At 68.0% G+C, this 18,064-nt stretch carries 17 protein-coding genes and 2 pseudogenes; 15 read left to right on the top strand and 4 right to left on the bottom strand.

Features of this window, described 5'->3' with window-relative positions; genetic code table 11:
• Positions 1–854, top strand: a pseudogene (locus A5740_RS12365) (maltotransferase domain-containing protein); the annotation flags it as partial.
• Between the two features lie 97 nt (positions 855–951).
• On the opposite strand, the pseudogene A5740_RS12360 reads toward A5740_RS12365, so the two are convergent.
• Positions 952–1,137: pseudogene (locus A5740_RS12360) on the bottom strand (maltotransferase domain-containing protein); the annotation flags it as partial.
• Positions 1,138–1,300: 163 nt separating this feature from the next.
• On the opposite strand from A5740_RS12360, the gene A5740_RS12355 reads away from it, so the two are divergent.
• The 3 genes from A5740_RS12355 (at position 1,301) to A5740_RS12345 (ending at position 5,597) form a co-directional block, all read left to right on the top strand.
• Complete coding sequence (locus A5740_RS12355) at positions 1,301–3,922, top strand: glycosyltransferase family 1 protein (protein ID WP_076194420.1); 2,622 nt, start codon at positions 1,301–1,303, stop codon at positions 3,920–3,922.
• 65 nt (positions 3,923–3,987) lie between these two features.
• A complete protein-coding gene (locus A5740_RS12350; RefSeq protein WP_254849165.1) occupies positions 3,988–4,767 on the top strand; it encodes a virginiamycin B lyase in 780 nt (259 codons plus the stop codon).
• 152 nt (positions 4,768–4,919) lie between these two features.
• A complete protein-coding gene (locus tag A5740_RS12345; RefSeq protein WP_083654081.1) occupies positions 4,920–5,597 on the top strand; it encodes an MspA family porin in 678 nt (225 codons plus the stop codon).
• A 39-nt stretch (positions 5,598–5,636) separates the two neighbouring features.
• On the opposite strand, the gene A5740_RS12340 is transcribed toward A5740_RS12345, so the two are convergent.
• The 3 genes from A5740_RS12340 to A5740_RS12330 all read right to left on the bottom strand — a co-directional run bounded on the left by A5740_RS12340 (position 5,637) and on the right by A5740_RS12330 (position 10,519).
• The gene (locus A5740_RS12340) at positions 5,637–7,079 is read right to left on the bottom strand and encodes a neutral zinc metallopeptidase (RefSeq protein ID WP_076194425.1); all 1,443 of its coding nucleotides are present in this window, start codon (positions 7,077–7,079) and stop codon (positions 5,637–5,639) included.
• A gap of 90 nt (positions 7,080–7,169) precedes the next feature.
• Positions 7,170–9,212, bottom strand: a complete 2,043-nt coding sequence (locus A5740_RS12335; RefSeq protein WP_076194417.1) for an ATP-dependent DNA helicase — start codon at positions 9,210–9,212, stop codon at positions 7,170–7,172.
• Positions 9,209–10,519 carry a nicotinate phosphoribosyltransferase gene (locus A5740_RS12330; RefSeq protein ID WP_076194416.1) on the bottom strand — a complete coding sequence of 437 codons (1,311 nt, stop codon included), beginning with the start codon at positions 10,517–10,519 and terminating at the stop codon, positions 9,209–9,211. Before A5740_RS12330 ends, A5740_RS12335 begins: the two co-directional genes overlap by 4 nt.
• 64 nt (positions 10,520–10,583) lie before the next feature.
• On the opposite strand from A5740_RS12330, the gene clpS reads away from it, so the two are divergent.
• From clpS to rdgB, 11 genes are all read left to right on the top strand, one after another.
• Positions 10,584–10,898 carry an ATP-dependent Clp protease adapter ClpS gene (gene clpS, locus A5740_RS12325; RefSeq protein WP_076194415.1) on the top strand — a complete coding sequence of 105 codons (315 nt, stop codon included), beginning with the start codon at positions 10,584–10,586 and terminating at the stop codon, positions 10,896–10,898.
• Positions 10,899–10,904: 6 nt separating this feature from the next.
• Complete coding sequence (locus tag A5740_RS12320; RefSeq protein WP_076194414.1) at positions 10,905–11,483, top strand: DUF2017 domain-containing protein; 579 nt, start codon at positions 10,905–10,907, stop codon at positions 11,481–11,483.
• Positions 11,484–11,488: 5 nt separating this feature from the next.
• Positions 11,489–12,508, top strand: a complete 1,020-nt coding sequence (locus A5740_RS12315) for a P1 family peptidase (protein ID WP_076194413.1) — start codon at positions 11,489–11,491, stop codon at positions 12,506–12,508.
• A 12-nt stretch (positions 12,509–12,520) separates the two neighbouring features.
• Positions 12,521–12,937, top strand: a complete 417-nt coding sequence (locus A5740_RS12310) for a Mov34/MPN/PAD-1 family protein (RefSeq protein ID WP_076194411.1) — start codon at positions 12,521–12,523, stop codon at positions 12,935–12,937.
• 11 nt (positions 12,938–12,948) lie between these two features.
• Positions 12,949–13,221 carry a MoaD/ThiS family protein gene (locus tag A5740_RS12305; RefSeq protein WP_076194410.1) on the top strand — a complete coding sequence of 91 codons (273 nt, stop codon included), beginning with the start codon at positions 12,949–12,951 and terminating at the stop codon, positions 13,219–13,221.
• 2 nt (positions 13,222–13,223) lie between these two features.
• The gene (locus A5740_RS12300) at positions 13,224–14,195 is read left to right on the top strand and encodes a cysteine synthase (protein ID WP_076194408.1); all 972 of its coding nucleotides are present in this window, start codon (positions 13,224–13,226) and stop codon (positions 14,193–14,195) included.
• A 10-nt stretch (positions 14,196–14,205) separates the two neighbouring features.
• Positions 14,206–14,880: a rhomboid family intramembrane serine protease gene (locus tag A5740_RS12295; RefSeq protein ID WP_076194406.1), complete on the top strand. Its 675-nt coding sequence runs from the start codon at positions 14,206–14,208 to the stop codon at positions 14,878–14,880.
• Positions 14,877–15,701 carry a glutamate racemase gene (gene murI / locus A5740_RS12290; RefSeq protein ID WP_076194404.1) on the top strand — a complete coding sequence of 275 codons (825 nt, stop codon included), beginning with the start codon at positions 14,877–14,879 and terminating at the stop codon, positions 15,699–15,701. Before A5740_RS12295 ends, murI begins: the two co-directional genes overlap by 4 nt.
• Before the next feature lie 64 nt (positions 15,702–15,765).
• Positions 15,766–16,533: a cyclic nucleotide-degrading phosphodiesterase gene (locus A5740_RS12285; protein ID WP_076194403.1), complete on the top strand. Its 768-nt coding sequence runs from the start codon at positions 15,766–15,768 to the stop codon at positions 16,531–16,533.
• 17 nt (positions 16,534–16,550) lie between these two features.
• Positions 16,551–17,330: a ribonuclease PH gene (gene rph / locus A5740_RS12280; protein WP_003880216.1), complete on the top strand. Its 780-nt coding sequence runs from the start codon at positions 16,551–16,553 to the stop codon at positions 17,328–17,330.
• The gene (gene rdgB / locus A5740_RS12275; protein ID WP_076194401.1) at positions 17,331–17,945 is read left to right on the top strand and encodes an RdgB/HAM1 family non-canonical purine NTP pyrophosphatase; all 615 of its coding nucleotides are present in this window, start codon (positions 17,331–17,333) and stop codon (positions 17,943–17,945) included.
• The last annotated feature ends 119 nt before the right edge of the window (positions 17,946–18,064 follow it).

The following is an 18,064-nucleotide window of genomic DNA, read 5'->3' as shown; positions in this document are numbered from 1 at the left end:
TGTTGCCTACCAGCGCAGTGTTGCCGGCCGACCCCGCGGCGCAGCCCACCCAGCGCATCAAGCCGCAAGCCCTACCGATGGTTCAAGGCGACGTCCCCGACGTTTTTCATGGCCAGTTCACCCCCGACAGCGTCGGCCTGTGGACCTACCGGGTCGACGGCTGGGGAGATCCGCTGGCCACCTGGCGACACGCGGTCGAGGCCAAACTCGGCGCCGGCCAGAGTGAAGCCGAGTTGTCCAACGATCTGCTGATCGGGGCACGTCTGCTCGAACGTGCCGCGGCCGGGGTTCCCCGCAAACTCCGTGACCCGCTGATCGAGGCGGCCGCAGCCCTGCGAACCCCCGGCGACCCGTTCCTGCGCGCGGGAACAGCCCTGTCGGAGGAGGTCACCGACCTGCTCGAGCAGTATCCGCTGCGCGAGTTGGTCACCCGCGGTGAGCAATACGGCGTCTGGGTGGACCGCCCGCTGGCCCGGTTCTCCTCCTGGTACGAGATGTTTCCGCGGTCCACCGGCGGCTGGGACAAGGCCGGGCATCCGGTACACGGAACCTTCGCCACCGCCGCCGAGCAACTGCCCCGCATCGCCCGTATGGGTTTCAACATCGTCTATCTGCCGCCCATCCACCCGATCGGCAAGGTGCACCGTAAAGGCCGCAACAACGCCGTCACCGCCGGGCCCGGCGACGTCGGATCGCCGTGGGCCATCGGCAGCGACGAGGGCGGCCATGATGCCGTGCACCCGGCGCTGGGCACGATCGAGGACTTCGACGCGTTCGTCGCCGCCGCCCGCGACCAGGGCGTCGAGGTGGCGCTGGACCTGGCGTTGCAATGCGCGCCGGATCATCCATGGGCTGCGGCGCGGGGTGGGCCGGCAACACTGGGCTGGTCGGCAACACTGGGCTGGTCGACAAGACGGCGTCAATGGGGACCGGAAGCGGTGCGGTGCCCGCCCCGGTGGCCAGCCGCGGGTAATCGGTGCCGAGGTACCGCACCACCAGGGTGGCCGACACGGCGTCATGGCCTTCCCGCCACACCGTGGCCCGCACCGGCACCACCTCACCCACGACGGCTTTCGCCGGGAATTGCCCGCCGAAGACCACAGGCGCGACATCGTCGATTCCGATACGACCGGCCACCCATCCACTCCTCACGTCGTCACGGTCAAGCGGCAGTCACTCGTTCACTTGCCTTGTCGCGTCTGATACCCACCGTAGTGGGCCGCCCAACCTCGCGGTGGTCAAGAGCACGGTCTATCGCGCAGGACTGCGCGAACCCGATTTGTCAGTAAGGTTGGGTCGCGTGAAAGCCCTGAGACGGTTCACTGTCCGCGCGCACCTCCCCGAACGTCTGGTTGCGTTGGAACGGCTGTCGATCAACCTGCGTTGGTCCTGGCACAAACCGACTCAGGATCTGTTTGCCGTGCTCGATCCGGACCTGTGGCAGCAGAGCAACGGTGACCCGGTGGCATTGCTCGGCGCGGTCAGCCCGCAACGGCTCGACGAATTGGCCGGCGACGAGGCATTCCTTGCCTCCCTCGACGAGTTGGCCGCCGATCTGGACAACTACCTGAGCCGGCCGCTGTGGTATCAGCAACAACAGGCCGAGGGGCAGCAGATGCCGAAAGGTATCGCCTACTTCTCGATGGAGTTCGGGGTGGCCGGCGTGCTGCCCAACTACTCCGGTGGGCTCGGGATCCTGGCCGGCGATCACCTGAAATCCGCCTCGGATCTGGGTCTGCCGTTGATCGCAGTCGGCCTGTACTACCGCTCGGGTTACTTTCGACAGTCCCTGACCGCCGACGGCTGGCAGCACGAGAACTATCCCGCCCTGGATCCGCAGGGTCTGCCGCTGCGCCTGCTCAGCGACGCCGCGGGCGATCCGGTGCTGGTGGAGCTGGCGTTGCCGGATTCACGCGACTTGCGGGCACGGGTGTGGATCGCCCAGGTGGGCCGGGTTCCGCTGCTGCTGCTCGATTCCGACATCCCCGAGAACGAGCACGAACTGCGTGGCGTGACCGACCGGCTCTACGGCGGTGACCAGGAACACCGGATCCGCCAGGAGATATTGGCCGGGATCGGTGGTATCCGGGCCATCCGGGCATTCATCGACCTGGAGAACCTGCCGTCTCCTGAGGTGTTCCACATGAACGAGGGGCATGCCGGCTTCCTGGGTTTGGAACGGATACGCGAACTGGTCTCGGCCGGTTTGGATTTCGACACCGCACTGACCGTGGTGCGGTCCTCGACGGTGTTCACCACACACACCCCGGTGCCCGCGGGCATCGACCGGTTCCCGGTGGAGATGGTCAAGCGCTACTTCGGTGGTCCGGCCGACGAGCGCTCGCGCGAAGAGTATGAGTCGCGCGGCCCGGCCGATTCCCGGCTGCTGCCCGGTGTGCCGCTGGACCGGGTGGTGGCGTTCGGCGCCGAGGACGATCCGTCGAAGTTCAACATGGCGCACATGGGCTTACGGCTTGCCCAGCGCGCCAACGGCGTATCGCTGCTGCACGGCCGGGTCAGCCGGCACATGTTCAACGATCTGTGGCCCGGGTTCGATCCGGCCGAGGTGCCGATCGGGTCGATCACCAACGGCGTGCATGCGCCCACCTGGGCTGCCCCGCAATGGCTTGAGCTGGGCCGTGAGTTGATCGGTTCGGAAGCTGCCGAGCCCGCGGTCTGGGAGCGGTTGCAGCAGGTCGACCCGGGCCACCTGTGGTGGATCCGGTCGCAGCTGCGCGAGACGCTGATCGCCGACGTACGTGAGCGCCTGCGCCGTTCCTGGTTGGAGCGTGGCGCGTCCGAGGCTGAACTGGGATGGATCGCAACGGCTTTCGACCCGTCGGTGTTGACCGTCGGATTCGCGCGACGGGTGCCCACATACAAGCGGTTGACGCTGATGCTGCGCGACCCGGAGCGGCTGGAGAAGCTGCTGCTGAACGAGGATCGGCCGGTGCAGCTGATCGTGGCGGGCAAGTCGCACCCCGCAGACGACGGTGGCAAGGCGCTGATCCAGCAGATCGTGCGGTTCGCCGATCGGCCGGAGGTACGGCACCGGATCGCATTCCTGCCGGACTACGACATGTCGATGGCCCGGTTGCTGTACTGGGGCTGTGACGTCTGGCTGAACAATCCGTTGCGGCCGCTGGAGGCGTGCGGCACCTCGGGGATGAAGAGCGCGCTCAACGGCGGACTGAACCTCTCGATCCGGGACGGCTGGTGGGACGAGTGGTACGACGGCGAGAACGGGTGGGAGATCCCGACGGCGGACGGGGTGGAGGATGAGTCCCGTCGCGACGACCTGGAGGCCGCCGCGCTCTACGACCTGCTCGAGCATGCGGTCACGCCGAAGTTCTACGAGCGCGACCAACACGGCGTACCGACGCGTTGGGTGGAGATGGTGCGCCACACGTTGCAGGTGCTGGGGCCGAAGGTGCTGGCCTCCCGCATGGTGCGCGACTACACCGAGAAGTACTACCTTCCTGCGGCGTTGTCGCTGCGCCAGACCGTCGAGGCCGCGTCGGGGGAGCCGTTCGGGGCGGCCCGGGAACTGGCCGATTACCGGCGGCGGGCGCAGGAGGCCTGGCCGAAGGTCCAGATCACCGACGTGGACAGTTACGGTCTGCCCGACACCCCGCTGCTGGGCTCGGAGTTGACGCTGACCGCCACCGTGCAGCTCGGCGGACTGCGGTCCGAGGAGGTCACGGTGCAGGCCGTGCTCGGCCGGGTGGACGCCGGTGATGTGATCGTCAATCCGGTGACCGTACCGATGACGCACATCGACTCGGCCGAGGGCGGTGCGGAGGTGTTCTCGACCACTACTCCGCTGCCGGTGGCCGGGCCGGTGGGCTACACCGTGCGGGTCCTGCCACACCACCGGTTGTTGACCGCCGACAACGAGCTCGGCCTGGTGGCACTGGCTTGAGTAAGGCGCTCAAAGTTGGGCTCGACGGCGGCCCGTATGCCTTGGCTGCCGGAAGCGACGGTGCCATGTGGGTGACCCTGGTGCACAGCGGCGCGGTGGCCAGGGTGTCGGCCACCGGTGAGGTTTCCACGTATCCGGTCGGGCAGGACTCGCGGCCGACGATCATCGCGGCCGGACCGGATGGGGCCCTGTGGTTCACCCGGTACGGCGACGACCGGATCGGCCGCGTCACCACCGCCGGAGAGCTGAGTTCTTTCGAACTGCCCTCGGGCAGTGGGCCATACGGCATCACCACCGGACCCGATGACGCGTTGTGGTTCACCACGACGTCGTCGGGTGAGATCGGCAGGATCGGCACGGACGGCGAGATCACCACCCAGGCCGTGGTCGGCGGGATGCCGTCGATGATCACCAAAGGGCCTGACGACGCGTTGTGGTTCACCCTCAACGAGTCCGGTTCGGTGGGCCGATTGACGGTCGAGGGGAAGCTCACCGTGCGCGAATTGCCCACTGCCGCAGCCGGTCCGGTGGGTATCGCGGCCACTCACGACGACGCGGTGTGGTTCACCGAGATACGGGCCGACAAAGTGGGCCGGATCCCGGTGCACGACGCCATCCAGGAGCTCGACCTGCCGGGCAAGCCGCATGCCGTGGTCGCCGATCCGACCGACGGCGTGTGGGTCAGCTTGTGGGGCGCCGACCAGATCGCCCGTATCAGCGGTGACGGCGAGGTGGTGACCATCGACCTACCGGCCGGCAGTGAGCCGCACGGACTGGCGATCGGCCCCGACGGTGCCTGCTGGGTGGCGCTGGAATGTGGGTTCGTTTTGAAAATGCCGACCTGAGTGATCGGGCGTGACGAGGTTCGGGTAAGTAGTTAGGCATTCTTGTTCCCGACGGAACGTGGCGATACGTTTCCGTCCGGAACTGTAACGAGAGGCCGCCCGTGTTGATTCGCTCGTTCGGACTGCTCGCCGCGGTGTCGTTGGCCTGTTTGATGTCGGAGGCCGCGGCGAAGGCCGAGCCCGTCATCGCCCCGGACAGCGAGGTGGCCGCCGGCATCGTGCCCACGCCAGGTGAACCCGGCCCTGCCGACCTTGTCGAGTCGACCCCACCGGCTGTCCTCACGACGCCCGACGGTTGGGAGCTGACCGTGTCGGCCGGCGACGAGACGCAGGCCGCGGTGCCGCCACTGACCACCGCGGTGTCGTCCCGGGAATACGTCGTCGGCGGAACCTATCGCGGTGCGATGACCGGGCCCGATACCGGTGAGGAACCGCGCGGCACGTTGAAGGCCGGCTACCAGATCGGTTGCGGCATCGACATGAGTACGTCCAACGGTGTTGCGTTGACCGGCACCGCCGGGCTCAACAGTTCGATCGGAGTGCTCGGCACCGACGTGATCTCACCCTGGCCCGAGGGCATCCTGCCGGGGGTCGGCGCGAACATCGGCGGCGGCATCACGATCGGGCTCAAACCGGGTCTGATCAACCTCGTCCCGGTGGTGGAAAAGGAGTTCAAGGGCACCGAGCCGTGGGTGATGATCAGTAACTTCCGGGTGAAGATCGACGGTTGTGTCGGGCAGTCGTTCATCCGGTCCTACGCCGTGCTGACCCGTTCGACCGATGAATCCGAGGCGGTGCTGGCCTGGTACGGAACGACGAAGGTGGTGTGAGCCGCACGCGGCGAGCGGGAGACGGCCGCGCAGGCAGCGTCAGGCGAACCGCTTGAGGCAGCGCTCCTCGTCGCCGAGTATGCCGACCCGGAAGGCGTCGATACGGGCGAAGCCCGAGGGCACCGATTCGCCGTTGACGTCACTGGCCGCCAGCCCGTTGGTGAGAATGCCCGACACCGCCTCGTCGACGTCGCCGGCGGTCAACAGAATCGTGTCGCCGTTGGGCAGTCGCACCGGCTTGATCATCTTGGCCGTGGCCACCCCGGTCAGGCAGGCGGTGCGCAGGGCGGCCTCCGCGTTGTCGAGCACGAGCCCGCGGGCGTGTTGCAGGGCCACCATGTAGCGCGAGATCAGCACCGAGTAGGCGTTGTTGTCACCGCCGGCCAGCCCGCCGGAACCGAAGTCGTCCGGTGGCGCGGCCAACACCTGCAGTTCGGCCAGGTCGATCACGAGGGCGTTGGTGTCCGGACAGTAGGAGACCGGGGGGCTGGGCCGCGCGCTCGGGCAGTCGACGGCGGCATCGGCCTGGAAATCGAGCGTCGGCGGCACGGCCGGTTCGAAGACGATGTTGAGGGCGTCGACCATCGAGCGGACCCACCGTTCGGTGATGTCCAAATCGCCACTCTGATTCTCGGGCAACAGGACCGGGAGATCGCCGCGCCGCTGGTCGATCTCCTTGACGTCGATCGCCGCACAGGCCGCGGGCCCGTCGGTGAAGCCGAACTGGAACGCCGAGACCCGTTCGAACGCCGACCCGTGCTCGTCGATGCCGTATCGGGCCTCCGCCTCGGTGAGCAACGGATCGCGGAACGCGATCACGGCGGCCAGCAGGTTGTTGAGCCCGTCGCCGGTGTTGAGTGTGAACCGGGGGGAATCGCCCTGGGCCACCCACCGCATGTAGGCGCCGGCCAGGCAGTCGGCCTGCTGTTCGGCGACCAGGGTGGGGGTGGTGCGGTTGGTCAGGCCGGCCTGTTGCCCGATCGCGTGCCCGTATTCGTGCGCCAGCACCATGACGGCGCCCATATCGCCGTTCTGCCGGCGCAGGCCCGGGATCAGCACGCCGCGATCCCAGCCGATGGTGCGGTCCGGCTTGCAGAACGCGGCGTTGACCAGCCCGTAGGTCTCCATGCCGCAGAAGTCGCCGTCGAAACTCTCGGCGTCCCAGGAGATCAGGGCACGCGCCGGTTGGAACTCGCCATCGAATGCCTCCGAGTAGGAGGCGGACCAGAACTCTTCGAGATCGCTGACGGCGCTGGCGGCCAGCTCGTCCATCGGGCCGCCGTCGGTGTTCTTCACCGTCCGGGTGGGCTCCGCGGCATCGGGACGCAGCCCACTGGCGCCGTCGGTGGCAGGCATGCCGGCCACCGAGAACGGATCGCTGAACACCGATACCGGCGCGCCGGCCACCAGCGCGGAACAACCGGCCAGCGTCAGCACCATGCCCCCCGCGAGAGCGATGGCGGCCAGTGCGCGTCTGCTCATCTCGCTGCCTTCCGGTGCACTCGGGCGGCCGCAACCGTCCGCGCGGGTCATTGCCGCACAGACTAGTTAACCGAGCGTGGAGAAGTTGGGTTATCCGGCCGCGCCGCGCAGCCGCCGCAGTGACTGACGGACCCGGTCGGAGTCGGTGGTGGACCAGAACGGGGGCAGCGACGATCGCAGATAGCCGCCGTAACGTGCGGTCGCCAACCGGGAGTCCAACACGGCGATCACGCCGCGATCATCGGTGTGGCGCAACAGCCGCCCGGTGCCCTGGGCGAGCAGCAGCGCGGCATGGTTGGCGGCGACCGACATGAAGCCGTTGCCGCCGTGTGCACTGATCGCCCGTTGCCGGGCGGTCAGCAATGGGTCGTCGGGGCGGGGGAACGGAATCCGGTCGATCAGTACCAGCGACAACGACGGGCCCGGCACATCCACCCCCTGCCACAGCGACAGGGTGCCGAACAGTGACGTCTCGGGATCATCGGAAAACTGTTGCACCAGAGCCGATGTGGTGTCCTCACCCTGGCAGAGCACCGGGGTGGACAGTCGGGTGCGCATCACCTCGGCGGCCGCTCTGGCCGCGCGCATCGAGGAGAACAGGCCCAGGGTGCGGCCGCCGGCCGCGGTGATCAGTCCCTCGATCTCGTCCAAGGTGCGGGTGTCGGTACCGTCCCGTCCCGGCGGCGGTAAATGCTTGGCCACGTACAGGATTGCCGATTTGGCGTGGTCGAACGGTGAGCCGACATCCAGGCCGCGCCAGCCCGGTTTTGCGGATTCGTCATCGTCGTAACCGCCCAAACCCCAGTTGCGGGCCATGGCGTCGAAGTTGCCGCCCAGGGTCAGGGTGGCGGAGGTCAACACCGCGGTGGTGTTGGCGAACAGCCGGGTGCGCAATAGCCCCGAGACCGACATCGGGGCCACCCGCATCACGGTGCGCGCCCCGGCGCGCGGGGTGTTCCCGGCGGCCGGGGGATCGGGCTGTTCCACCCAGACCACGTCGAGGCGGTCGGGGATCGGTGGGACGAACGACGTGAGGATGCGGGTGGCGGTGTCGCTGACGTCGCTGAGCGCGGTGACCGCTTCGGTGCGTGCCGAGGCCGCCTGAGGATCACTGGGTGTGGTGTCGATGGCGGTGCGCGCCGCGTTGGCCGCATCGCGTAGTGCGGTCAGGTAAGTGCCCAACTCGTCGTCGAGCACGTCGATGCGGCCGGCGTCGACCTCGTGCAGCAGTGAGGAAAGCGTGGCGACGGTGGCCTCGAAGCGTTGGGCCAGTTCGTCATCCACCAACCGGGCCATCCGTCGGTGGGCCACCGCCATGGACGTCGGCGACAACTCGCCGGTGGCCACTCCGGTGACCCGGTCGGCCAGTTCGTGCGCCTCGTCGACCACCAGCAGCTCGTACTCGGGCAGCACCGAGAAGTCCGACAGCGCATCGATCGCCAGCAAGGCGTGATTGGTGACGACGACATCGGCGGCCCCGGCCTTTTCCCGCGCCCGCTCGGCGAAGCAGTCGGTGCCGAACGGACACCGCGACACCCCGATGCATTCCCGGGCCGAGACGCTGACCTGAGACCAGGACCGGTCCGGTACCCCGGGGACGAGTTCGTCGCGGTCACCGGTCTCGGTGTCCGAGGACCACTCGGTCAGCCGCTGGACGTCGCGGCCCATGGCACTGACCGCCATGGGGGAGAACAGCTCGTCCTGGGGAAGGGTGTCGGACGGCTCCGCGGCCGCGCCGCTGTGGATCTTGTTCAGGCACAGGTAATTTCCACGACCCTTGAGCAGGGCGAAGGTGGGTTTGCGGGGCAGCGCGTCGGCCAGCGAGTTCACCAGCCGCGGCAGATCACGATCGACGAGCTGACGCTGCAGCGCGATGGTGGCCGTCGACACCACCACGGGCTGCTCGGTCTGCAATGCCCGCGCGATCGAGGGCACCAGGTAGGCCAGTGACTTGCCGGTCCCGGTACCGGCCTGCACGGCCAGGTGTTGGCCGGTCTCGAAGGCGTTGGCGACGGCCTCGGCCATCTGGACCTGCCCTGGGCGGCTGGCTCCGCCGAGACCCTTGACAGCGATCTTGAGCAGGTTGGTCACCACGTTGGCCACCTGAGGCGATGGCTTCGATTTGGTCGTCATGGTTTGGGGGGCACGACCCGCGTGGGGATGGCGGGTTCTCCGCGGGAGAGTTTGAGTCCATCCCACGGCAGGCTGTGCAATCCGGTGGCAACGCGCTCGCGCGCGGCGGCCAGGGCTGTGGCGGGATCGTGTCCGTCGACGGGCACGCCGCCGGTCACCAGCGGCACGGTGAGCGGACGTACGGTGAGATCAGTGGGTTCAGCCGGCACCTGCCCGTAGGGGTAGACCACTTCTTCGACGATCGTGCCCGAGGCCTTGGCCAGTCGCAGCGCCTGTTTGCGACCACCATGGGATTCCTTGCGGCTGCTGCGTTTGGCCACCGGAATCCCGTCGACCTCGACCAGTTTGTAGACCATGCCTGCCGTCGGAGCGCCCGATCCGGTGACCACCGAGGTGCCGACACCGTAACTGTCGACGGGCTCGGCGCGCAGCGCCGCGATGGCGAACTCGTCCAGATCTCCCGACACCACGATCTGGGTGCCGGTGGCGCCCAGTTCGTCGAGTTGCCGGCGGACCTGGCGGGCCAGCACGCCCAGATCTCCCGAGTCGATGCGCACCGCGCCCAGCTGTGGGCCGGCCGCGGCGATCGCGTTGGCCACTCCCGCGGTGATGTCGTAGGTGTCCACCAACAAGGTGGTGTCGATGCCGAGGGCTTCCACCTGGCCGCGGAACGCCGCCTGCTCGTCGGGTCCGGACAGGGTCGTGTGCAGCAGGGTGTAGGCGTGCGCGGCGGTCCCCAGTGCGGGCACGCCGTAACGCTGCTGGGCCGCCAGGTTGGACGATCCGCTGAAGCCGGCGAGATAGGCCGCCCGCGCTGCGGCGACCGCCGCCGCCTCGTGTGTGCGGCGCGAACCCATCTCGATCATCGGCCGACCCTGCGCCGCGCCGGCCATGCGGGCCGCGGCCGAGGCGATCGCGGTGTCGTGGTTGAGGATTGACAGCACGAGGGTCTCGAGCACCACACACTCGGCGAAGGTGCCGTGCACCGAGAGAACCGGCGAGCCCGGAAAGTACAGCTCGCCCTCGGCGTAGCCGTCGACGTCGCCGCTGAACCGGTAACCGGCCAAGAAATCCAGTGTCGTCGGATCCAAGAAGTCCGACAGGGTATCGAGCTCACGGGACGTGAACGTGAACTCTGCCAACGCTTCCACAAACCGGCCCGTGCCCGCGACCACGCCGTAGCGACGCCCTTCGGGCAGCCGCCGGGCGAACACCTCGAACGTCGTGCGGCGGTGTGCCGTGCCATCGCGCAACGCGGCGGCGAGCATCGTCAGCTCGTACTTGTCGGTGAGCAACGCGACGGTCACACCAGCAACCGTAGCTGTTCACGGCTGTGTGAAGATCGCGCACCCCAGCCGGTATTGTGGGCCCATGGTTACACCGGCGAAGGCCCGACCGGGGACCCGCGAGGAACGCAGCGTCGGGACGGCGTCACGGGAAGATTCGGCCGGCGAAACTCCGTGGGTCACCATCGTCTGGGACGATCCGGTCAACCTGATGACCTACGTCACCTACGTGCTCCAGAAATTGTTCGGATACAGCGAACCGCACGCCACCAAGCTCATGCTGCAGGTGCACAACGAGGGCAAGGCCGTGGTGTCCGCCGGCAGCCGCGAGTCGATGGAAACCGATGTGTCCAAACTGCACGCCGCCGGCCTGTGGGCCACGATGCAACAGGACCGCTGATCGACTGTGCGCAAATGGAAAAGGATCGAGACCTCCGACGGTCTGCGGTTCCGCTCGGCCTTGGAAGCCCATGAGGCGGCCCTGCTCTCCAGCTTGAGCCTCTCGATGCTCGGGATGCTCGACGAGCGCGGATCATCTGGGCCCACAGATGAACTCGAGATGATCACCGGTATGAAGACCGGCAATCCAGAGCCACCCGAGGACGCCACGATGAGGCGTCTGCTTCCCGACTTCTACCGGCCGCAGACCGAGCATCCGGCCGGTTCGGGAACCGCCGAGAGCCTCAACAGCGCGCTGCGCGGACTGCATGAGCCGGCCATCATCGAAGCCAAACGTCAAGCCGCCCAACGTTTGTCGAACACAATTCCCGACGGCGGGGGCAAGTTCGAGCTCACCGAGGACGATGCAGAGGCCTGGGCGGCTGCGGTCAACGACATCCGGCTGGCCCTGGGGACGATGCTCGACATCGGCCCGCAGGGGGCGGATCAGCTGCCCGCCGAGCACCCCATGGCCGGGCATCTCGACGTCTACCAGTGGCTGACGGTGCTGCAGGAGTACCTCGTACTGGGCCTGATGGGGAAGTGAGTGCAATGGGTTCGATCACCGACGTCGGCGGCATCCTGGTCGGCCATCATCACCGCATCGACCCGGACGTGTCGTTGGGATCGGGGTGGGCGTCGGGGTCGACCGTCGTACTGGCCCCACCCGGAACCGTCGGGGCCGTGGACGGGCGTGGCGGCGCGCCGGGCACCCGCGAGACCGACCTGCTCGATCCGATCAACACCGTGCGTCACGTGGATGCGGTGGTGCTCACCGGCGGCAGTGCCTACGGTCTGGCGGCCGCCGACGGCGTCATGACCTGGCTGGAGGAACAGGGTCGCGGGGTGGCGATGGACGGCGGTGTGGTGCCGATCGTGCCCGCCGCGGTGATCTTCGACCTGCCGGTGGGCGGCTGGGCCAACCGGCCGACCGCCGAATTCGGCTACGCGGCGGCGCAGGCAGCCGGCCGGGACTTCGCGCTGGGCACCGTCGGCGGCGGGGTCGGGGCGCGTGCCGGGGTGTTCAAGGGTGGCGTGGGCACCGCGTCTGTGACGCTCGACTGCGGTGTCACCGTGGGAGCGTTGGTGGTGCTCAACGCCGCCGGCGATGTGGTGGACCCGGCCACCGGTCTGCCGTGGATGGCCGCGCTGATAGAGGAGTTCGGTCTCGTCGCGCCCCCGGGAGATCAACTCGCCGGCTATGCCGCCCGGCATCGCGAACTCGGTCCGTTGAACACCACGATCGCCGTGGTCGCCACCGATGCCGCGCTGAGCCCGGCGGGGTGCCGTCGCGTGGCGGTCGCCGCGCACGACGGGCTGGCCAGGACCATCTCGCCGTGTCACACCCCGCTGGATGGCGATACGGTGTTTGCGCTGGCGACCGGCGCTGTCACCGTCGAGCCGGACGAGAAGACGCCGGTGGCGATGTCACCGGAGACGGCGTTGGTCACCCGGGTCGGGGCGGCCGCGGCGGACTGTTTGGCCCGCGCTGTGCTGGTCGGGCTGATGGCCGCCGAGTCGGTGGCCGGAATACCGACCTACCGTGACATGTTGCCCGGAGCGTTCGAGTGAGAGGTGTGAGCAGTGCTGGTGATCCGGCGGGATCTGGTCGAGGCCATGGTGGCGCACGCCCGCGCCGACCATCCTGACGAGGCATGCGGCGTGATCGCCGGCCCGGACGGGTCCGATCGCCCCGAGCGGTTCATCGCGATGGTCAACGCCGAACGGTCGCCGACCTTCTACCGGTTCGATTCGATGGAGCAGTTGCGGGTGTGGCGGGCGATGGACGAGGCCGACGAGGTGCCCGTCGTCATCTACCACTCGCATACCGGCACCGAGGCCTACCCGAGCCGCACCGACGTCGCGATCGCCGCAGAACCCGATGCGCACTACGTGCTGATCTCCACGCGCGACCCGCAAGAGCACGAGCTGCGCAGTTACCGCATCATCGACGGGGTCGTCACGGAGGAACCCGTCACTATCGTTGAGCAGTACAGCTAAGGAGCTTTGACATGGCAGTCACCGTTTCGATTCCGACCATCCTGCGTCCGCACACCGGCGGGCAGAAGCGGGTCACCGCGTCCGGCGACACACTGGCCGCGGTGATCGGCGACCTGGAGGCCAACTACTCCGGCATCTCCGACCGGCTGGTGGATAACGGCAAGCTGCACCGCTTCGTCAACATCTACGTCAACGACGAGGATGTGCGGTTCTCCGGCGGCCTGGACACCACGCTGTCCGACGGTGATTCGGTCACCATCCTGCCCGCGGTTGCCGGCGGATAAGAATGACCCGGCACGACTCACTGCTGCAGGCCCTGGGCAACACCCCGCTGGTCGGGCTGCAGAACCTCTCGCCGCGTTGGGACGATGGTGAGGACGGGCCGCACGTGCGGTTGTGGGCCAAGCTCGAAGATCGCAACCCCACCGGCTCGATCAAGGACCGGCCGGCGCTGCGCATGATCGAGCAGGCCGAGCGTGACGGACTGCTCAGTCCGGGCGCCACCATCCTGGAGCCCACCAGCGGCAACACCGGCATCTCGCTGGCGATGGCGGCAATGCTCAAGGGCTACAACATGATCTGCGTGATGCCCGAGAACACCTCCATCGAGCGTCGGCAGATCCTGGAACTCTACGGCGCGAGGATCATCTTCAGCGCCGCCGAAGGCGGATCAAACACCGCCGTGGCGACCGCGAAAGAGCTTGCCGCGGAAAACCCTTCGTGGGTGATGCTGTATCAGTACGGCAACCCGGCCAATACCGACGCGCACTACTACGGCACCGGCCCCGAGTTGCTGGCAGACCTGCCCGAGATCACCCACTTCGTCGCCGGTCTGGGTACCACCGGCACCCTGATGGGCACCGGGCGGTTCCTCCGCGAGAACGTGCCGGGGGTGCAGATCGTGGCCGCCGAGCCGCGTTACGGCGAGGGCGTGTACGCACTGCGCAACATCGACGAGGGGTTCATCCCCGAGCTGTATGACCCCGACGTGTTGACCACCCGGTTCTCGGTGGGCTCCTACGACGCGGTCAAACGCACCCGTGATCTGGTGACCCGCGAAGGCATCTTCGCCGGCATCTCCACCGGCGCGGTGCTGCACGCGGCGCTGGGCATGGCGGCCAAGGCCGTCAAGGCCGGAGAGCGCGCCGACATCGCGTTCGTCGTGGCCGACGCCGGTTGGAAGTATCTGTCGACCGGTGCCTACGCCGGTAGCCTGGATGACGCCGAAGACGCGTTGGAAGGGCAGCTATGGGCGTGAGCGGTCGGATATGACGAATCCTGGTCAGCTTCCGGGGGCCGGCCCGAAAAAGCGGCCGGCCTGGATCGTCGGCGGTCTGACGATCATCAGCTTCATCGTGTTGTTGTATGCGATCGAGATCGTCGACACCGCGATGGGGCACCGGCTCGACCAGGACGGCATCCGTCCGCTGCAGACCGATGGGCTGTGGGGCATCTTGTGGGCGCCGCTGCTGCACGGCGGCTGGCCACACCTGATCGCCAACACCGTGCCCGCGTTGGTGCTCGGCTTCTTGATGACGTTGGCGGGGATGGGGCGGTTCATCGCCGCGACGGCCATCATCTGGTTTCTCGGCGGCTTCGGCACCTGGCTGATCGGCAACATCGGCCTGCACTGTCCCTATGTGAACGTGCAGTGCACGAGCACGCACATCGGCGCCTCGGGCCTGATCTTCGGCTGGCTGGCCTTCCTCATCGTGTTCGGCTTCTTCACCCGCAAGGCGTGGGAGATCGTCGTCGGCGTGGTCGTGTTGTTCGTCTACGGCGGTGTCCTGCTCGGCGTGCTGCCGGGCAATCCAGGGGTGTCCTGGCAGGGTCATCTCAGTGGGGCCGTAGCCGGTGTGGTGGCGGCATACCTTTTGTCCGGGCCGGAACGCAAGGCGCGGGAAGTCAAGAACCGGCCCGCTGCGCCGCGTCTGACGGCGTGAACGACCAACTCGCGCCGGTCGGCGTCTTCGACTCCGGCGTCGGCGGGCTCACCGTGGCCCGGGCGATCATCGATCAGCTGCCCGACGAGGACATCATCTATGTCGGAGACACCGGCAACGGCCCGTACGGGCCGTTGAGCATCCCCGAGATCCGGGCCCACTCCCTGGCCATCGGTGACGACCTGGTGGCCCGCGGGGTCAAGGCCCTCGTGATCGCCTGCAACACCGCGTCGTCGGCCTGCCTGCGTGACGCCCGCGAACGCTACTCTCCAGTGCCGGTGGTCGAGGTGATCCTGCCCGCGGTGCGGCGTGCGGTGGCCGCCACCCGCAACGGCCGCATCGGGGTGATCGGCACCGCCGCCACCATCGCCTCGGGCGCCTATCAGGACGCGTTCGCCGCCGCGCGTGACACCGAGGTGTTCGGGGTGGCCTGCCCCCGGTTCGTCGACTTCGTGGAACGCGGGGTGACCAGTGGACGTCAGGTCCTCGGACTGGCCGAGGGATATCTGGAACCGTTGCAGCGCGCTGAAGTGGACACGCTGGTGCTGGGCTGCACCCACTACCCGATGCTGTCGGGGCTCATCCAGTTGGCCATGGGGGACAACGTCACGCTGGTGTCCTCGGCCGAGGAGACCGCCAAGGACCTTCTGCGGGTGCTCACCGAACTCGATTTGCTGAAACCCCACGAATCCGGCCCGGCCCGACGGGTGTTCGAGGCCACCGGAGATCCGGAGGCGTTCACCACCTTGGCCGCGCGATTCCTGGGTCCGGGGCTGGACGGGGCGCGTCAGGTTCGGCGTCACGCGGCGGCGGGAAAATGATCTGCGTCGCCCAAAGCGGCGATGTCTTGGCAACGCGCACATCGGGCATGGCAAGCTAGACACTGTGCGATTGACGATCCTGGGATGCTCCGGCAGCGTTGTCGGCCCGGACTCGGCAGCCTCTGGCTATCTCGTCACCGCACCTGACACGGTCCCGATGGTGGTCGACTTCGGTGGCGGCGTCCTGGGTGCACTGCAGCGCTACGCCGATCCGAACTCCGTCAACGTGTTGCTGTCCCATCTCCATGCCGACCATTGCCTGGATCTGCCCGGCCTGTTCGTCTGGCGCCGCTACCACCCCAGCCCGGCCACCGAACGTGGCCTGATGTACGGCCCCGCCAACACCTGGTCGCGCCTGGGTGCGGCATCCTCGCCCGAGGGCGGGGAGATCGACGACTTCACCGACATCTTCGAGGTGCGGCACTGGGAGGATCGCGCCCCGGTGCAGCTGGGTGCGCTCACGATCACGCCGCGCCTGGTGTGTCACCCGACCGAGTCCTACGGCATGCGGTTCACCGATCCGTCCGGAGCCGTCCTCGTCTACAGCGGTGACACCGGATACTGCGATGCGCTGGTGGAGTTGGCCCGCGGGGCGGACCTGTTCCTGTGCGAGGCGTCGTGGACCGACGATCCGTCACGACCGCCGAAGCTGCACCTGTCCGGCACCGAGGCCGGCCGCGCGGCACGCGAGGCGGGGGTGCGTGAGCTGTTGCTCACCCACATTCCACCGTGGACCTCGCGCGAGGATGTGATCAGCGAAGCCAAGGCCGAGTTCGACGGCCCCGTCCACGCCGTGGTGTGCGGCGAGACCTTCGACGTCACGCGCGACTGACCCGCTAGGGTTGGCGGGTGTCCAAGCGAGAAGACGGCCGTCTCGACGACGAGCTGCGTCCGGTAACCATCACCCGCGGTTTCACCTCACATCCCGCCGGCTCGGTACTGGTGGAGTTCGGCCAGACCCGCGTCATGTGCACCGCCTCGGTCACCGAAGGTGTGCCGCGCTGGCGGAAGGGATCCGGCCAGGGCTGGCTGACCGCTGAATACGCCATGCTGCCGGCCGCCACCCATGACCGCTCGGACCGTGAATCGGTCAAGGGGCGCGTGGGTGGACGGACTCAGGAGATCAGCCGGCTGGTCGGGCGCTCGCTGCGGGCGTGCATCGATCTGGGTGCGCTGGGGGAGAACACCATCGCGATCGACTGCGACGTGCTGCAGGCCGACGGCGGCACCCGCACCGCGGCCATCACCGGTGCGTACGTGGCGCTGTCCGATGCGGTCACGTATCTCGCTGCGGCCGGGCGGCTCTCCGATCCGCGCCCGCTGTCATGCGCCATCGCGGCGGTGTCGGTGGGCGTGGTCGACGGGCGCGTCCGCGTCGACCTGCCTTATGTCGAGGACTCCCGCGCCGAGGTGGACATGAACGTCGTCGCCACCGACACCGGCACCCTGGTGGAGATCCAGGGCACCGGCGAGGGCGCGACGTTCCCCCGCTCCACGCTGGACAAGATGCTCGACGCCGCGCTCGGCGCCTGTGAGCAACTGTTCGTGATCCAACGCGAGGCGCTGGAGCTGCCGTATCCCGGCGTGCTGCCCGAGGGGCCGGCACCCAAGAAAGCGTTTGGAAGCTGAGTGCCCTCCCTTCTGGTTGCCAGCCGTAACGCCAAGAAGCTGGCCGAGCTGCGGCGGGTGCTCGACGCTGCCGGCATCGTCGGTTTGGAGTTGTTGTCGCTGGCCGACGTGGCTCCCTACGACGAGGCACCCGAGACCGGGGCGACCTTCGAGGAGAACGCGCTGGCCAAGGCTCAGGACGGGTTCAGGGCCACCGGAATCGCTTGTGTGGCAGACGATTCCGGGATATCGGTGGATGCGCTGAACGGGATGCCCGGGGTGCTGTCGGCCCGCTGGTCCGGTGTGCACGGCGACGACGCGGCCAACACCGCGTTGCTGCTGGCCCAACTGGGCGATGTGCCCGACGAGCGGCGCGGCGCGGCCTTCGTCTCGGCGTGTGCGTTGGTCTACGGTGCCGGCGCCGAAAAAAGTGTTGTGGTGCGCGGCGAGTGGCCCGGCACGGTTGTCCGGGAGCCCCGCGGTGAGGGTGGATTCGGGTATGACCCGGTGTTCCTGCCTTCCGGGTCTTCGTCGACCGCGGCCGAGCTGACACCGGAACAGAAAGACGCGGCGTCACACCGTGGCCGGGCGCTGGCGTTGCTGGTGCCTGCGTTGCGGGAATTGGCCGAGTCTTAGTCGTTCAGCGTCTTAGCCCGCGGTTGTCAGGGCCCCGCCATTGTCACGCTGGAGTGGCGATCGAGCCCGAGCGTCACGCTAGCGTGCGTGAAATCCTTTGCCGCCTCGCCATTGTCATG

This window comes from Mycobacterium sp. GA-1841 (assembly GCF_001954135.1).
Taxonomy (GTDB): Bacteria; Actinomycetota; Actinomycetes; order Mycobacteriales; family Mycobacteriaceae; genus Mycobacterium.
This window is presented reverse-complemented; position numbering and strand designations above follow the sequence as displayed.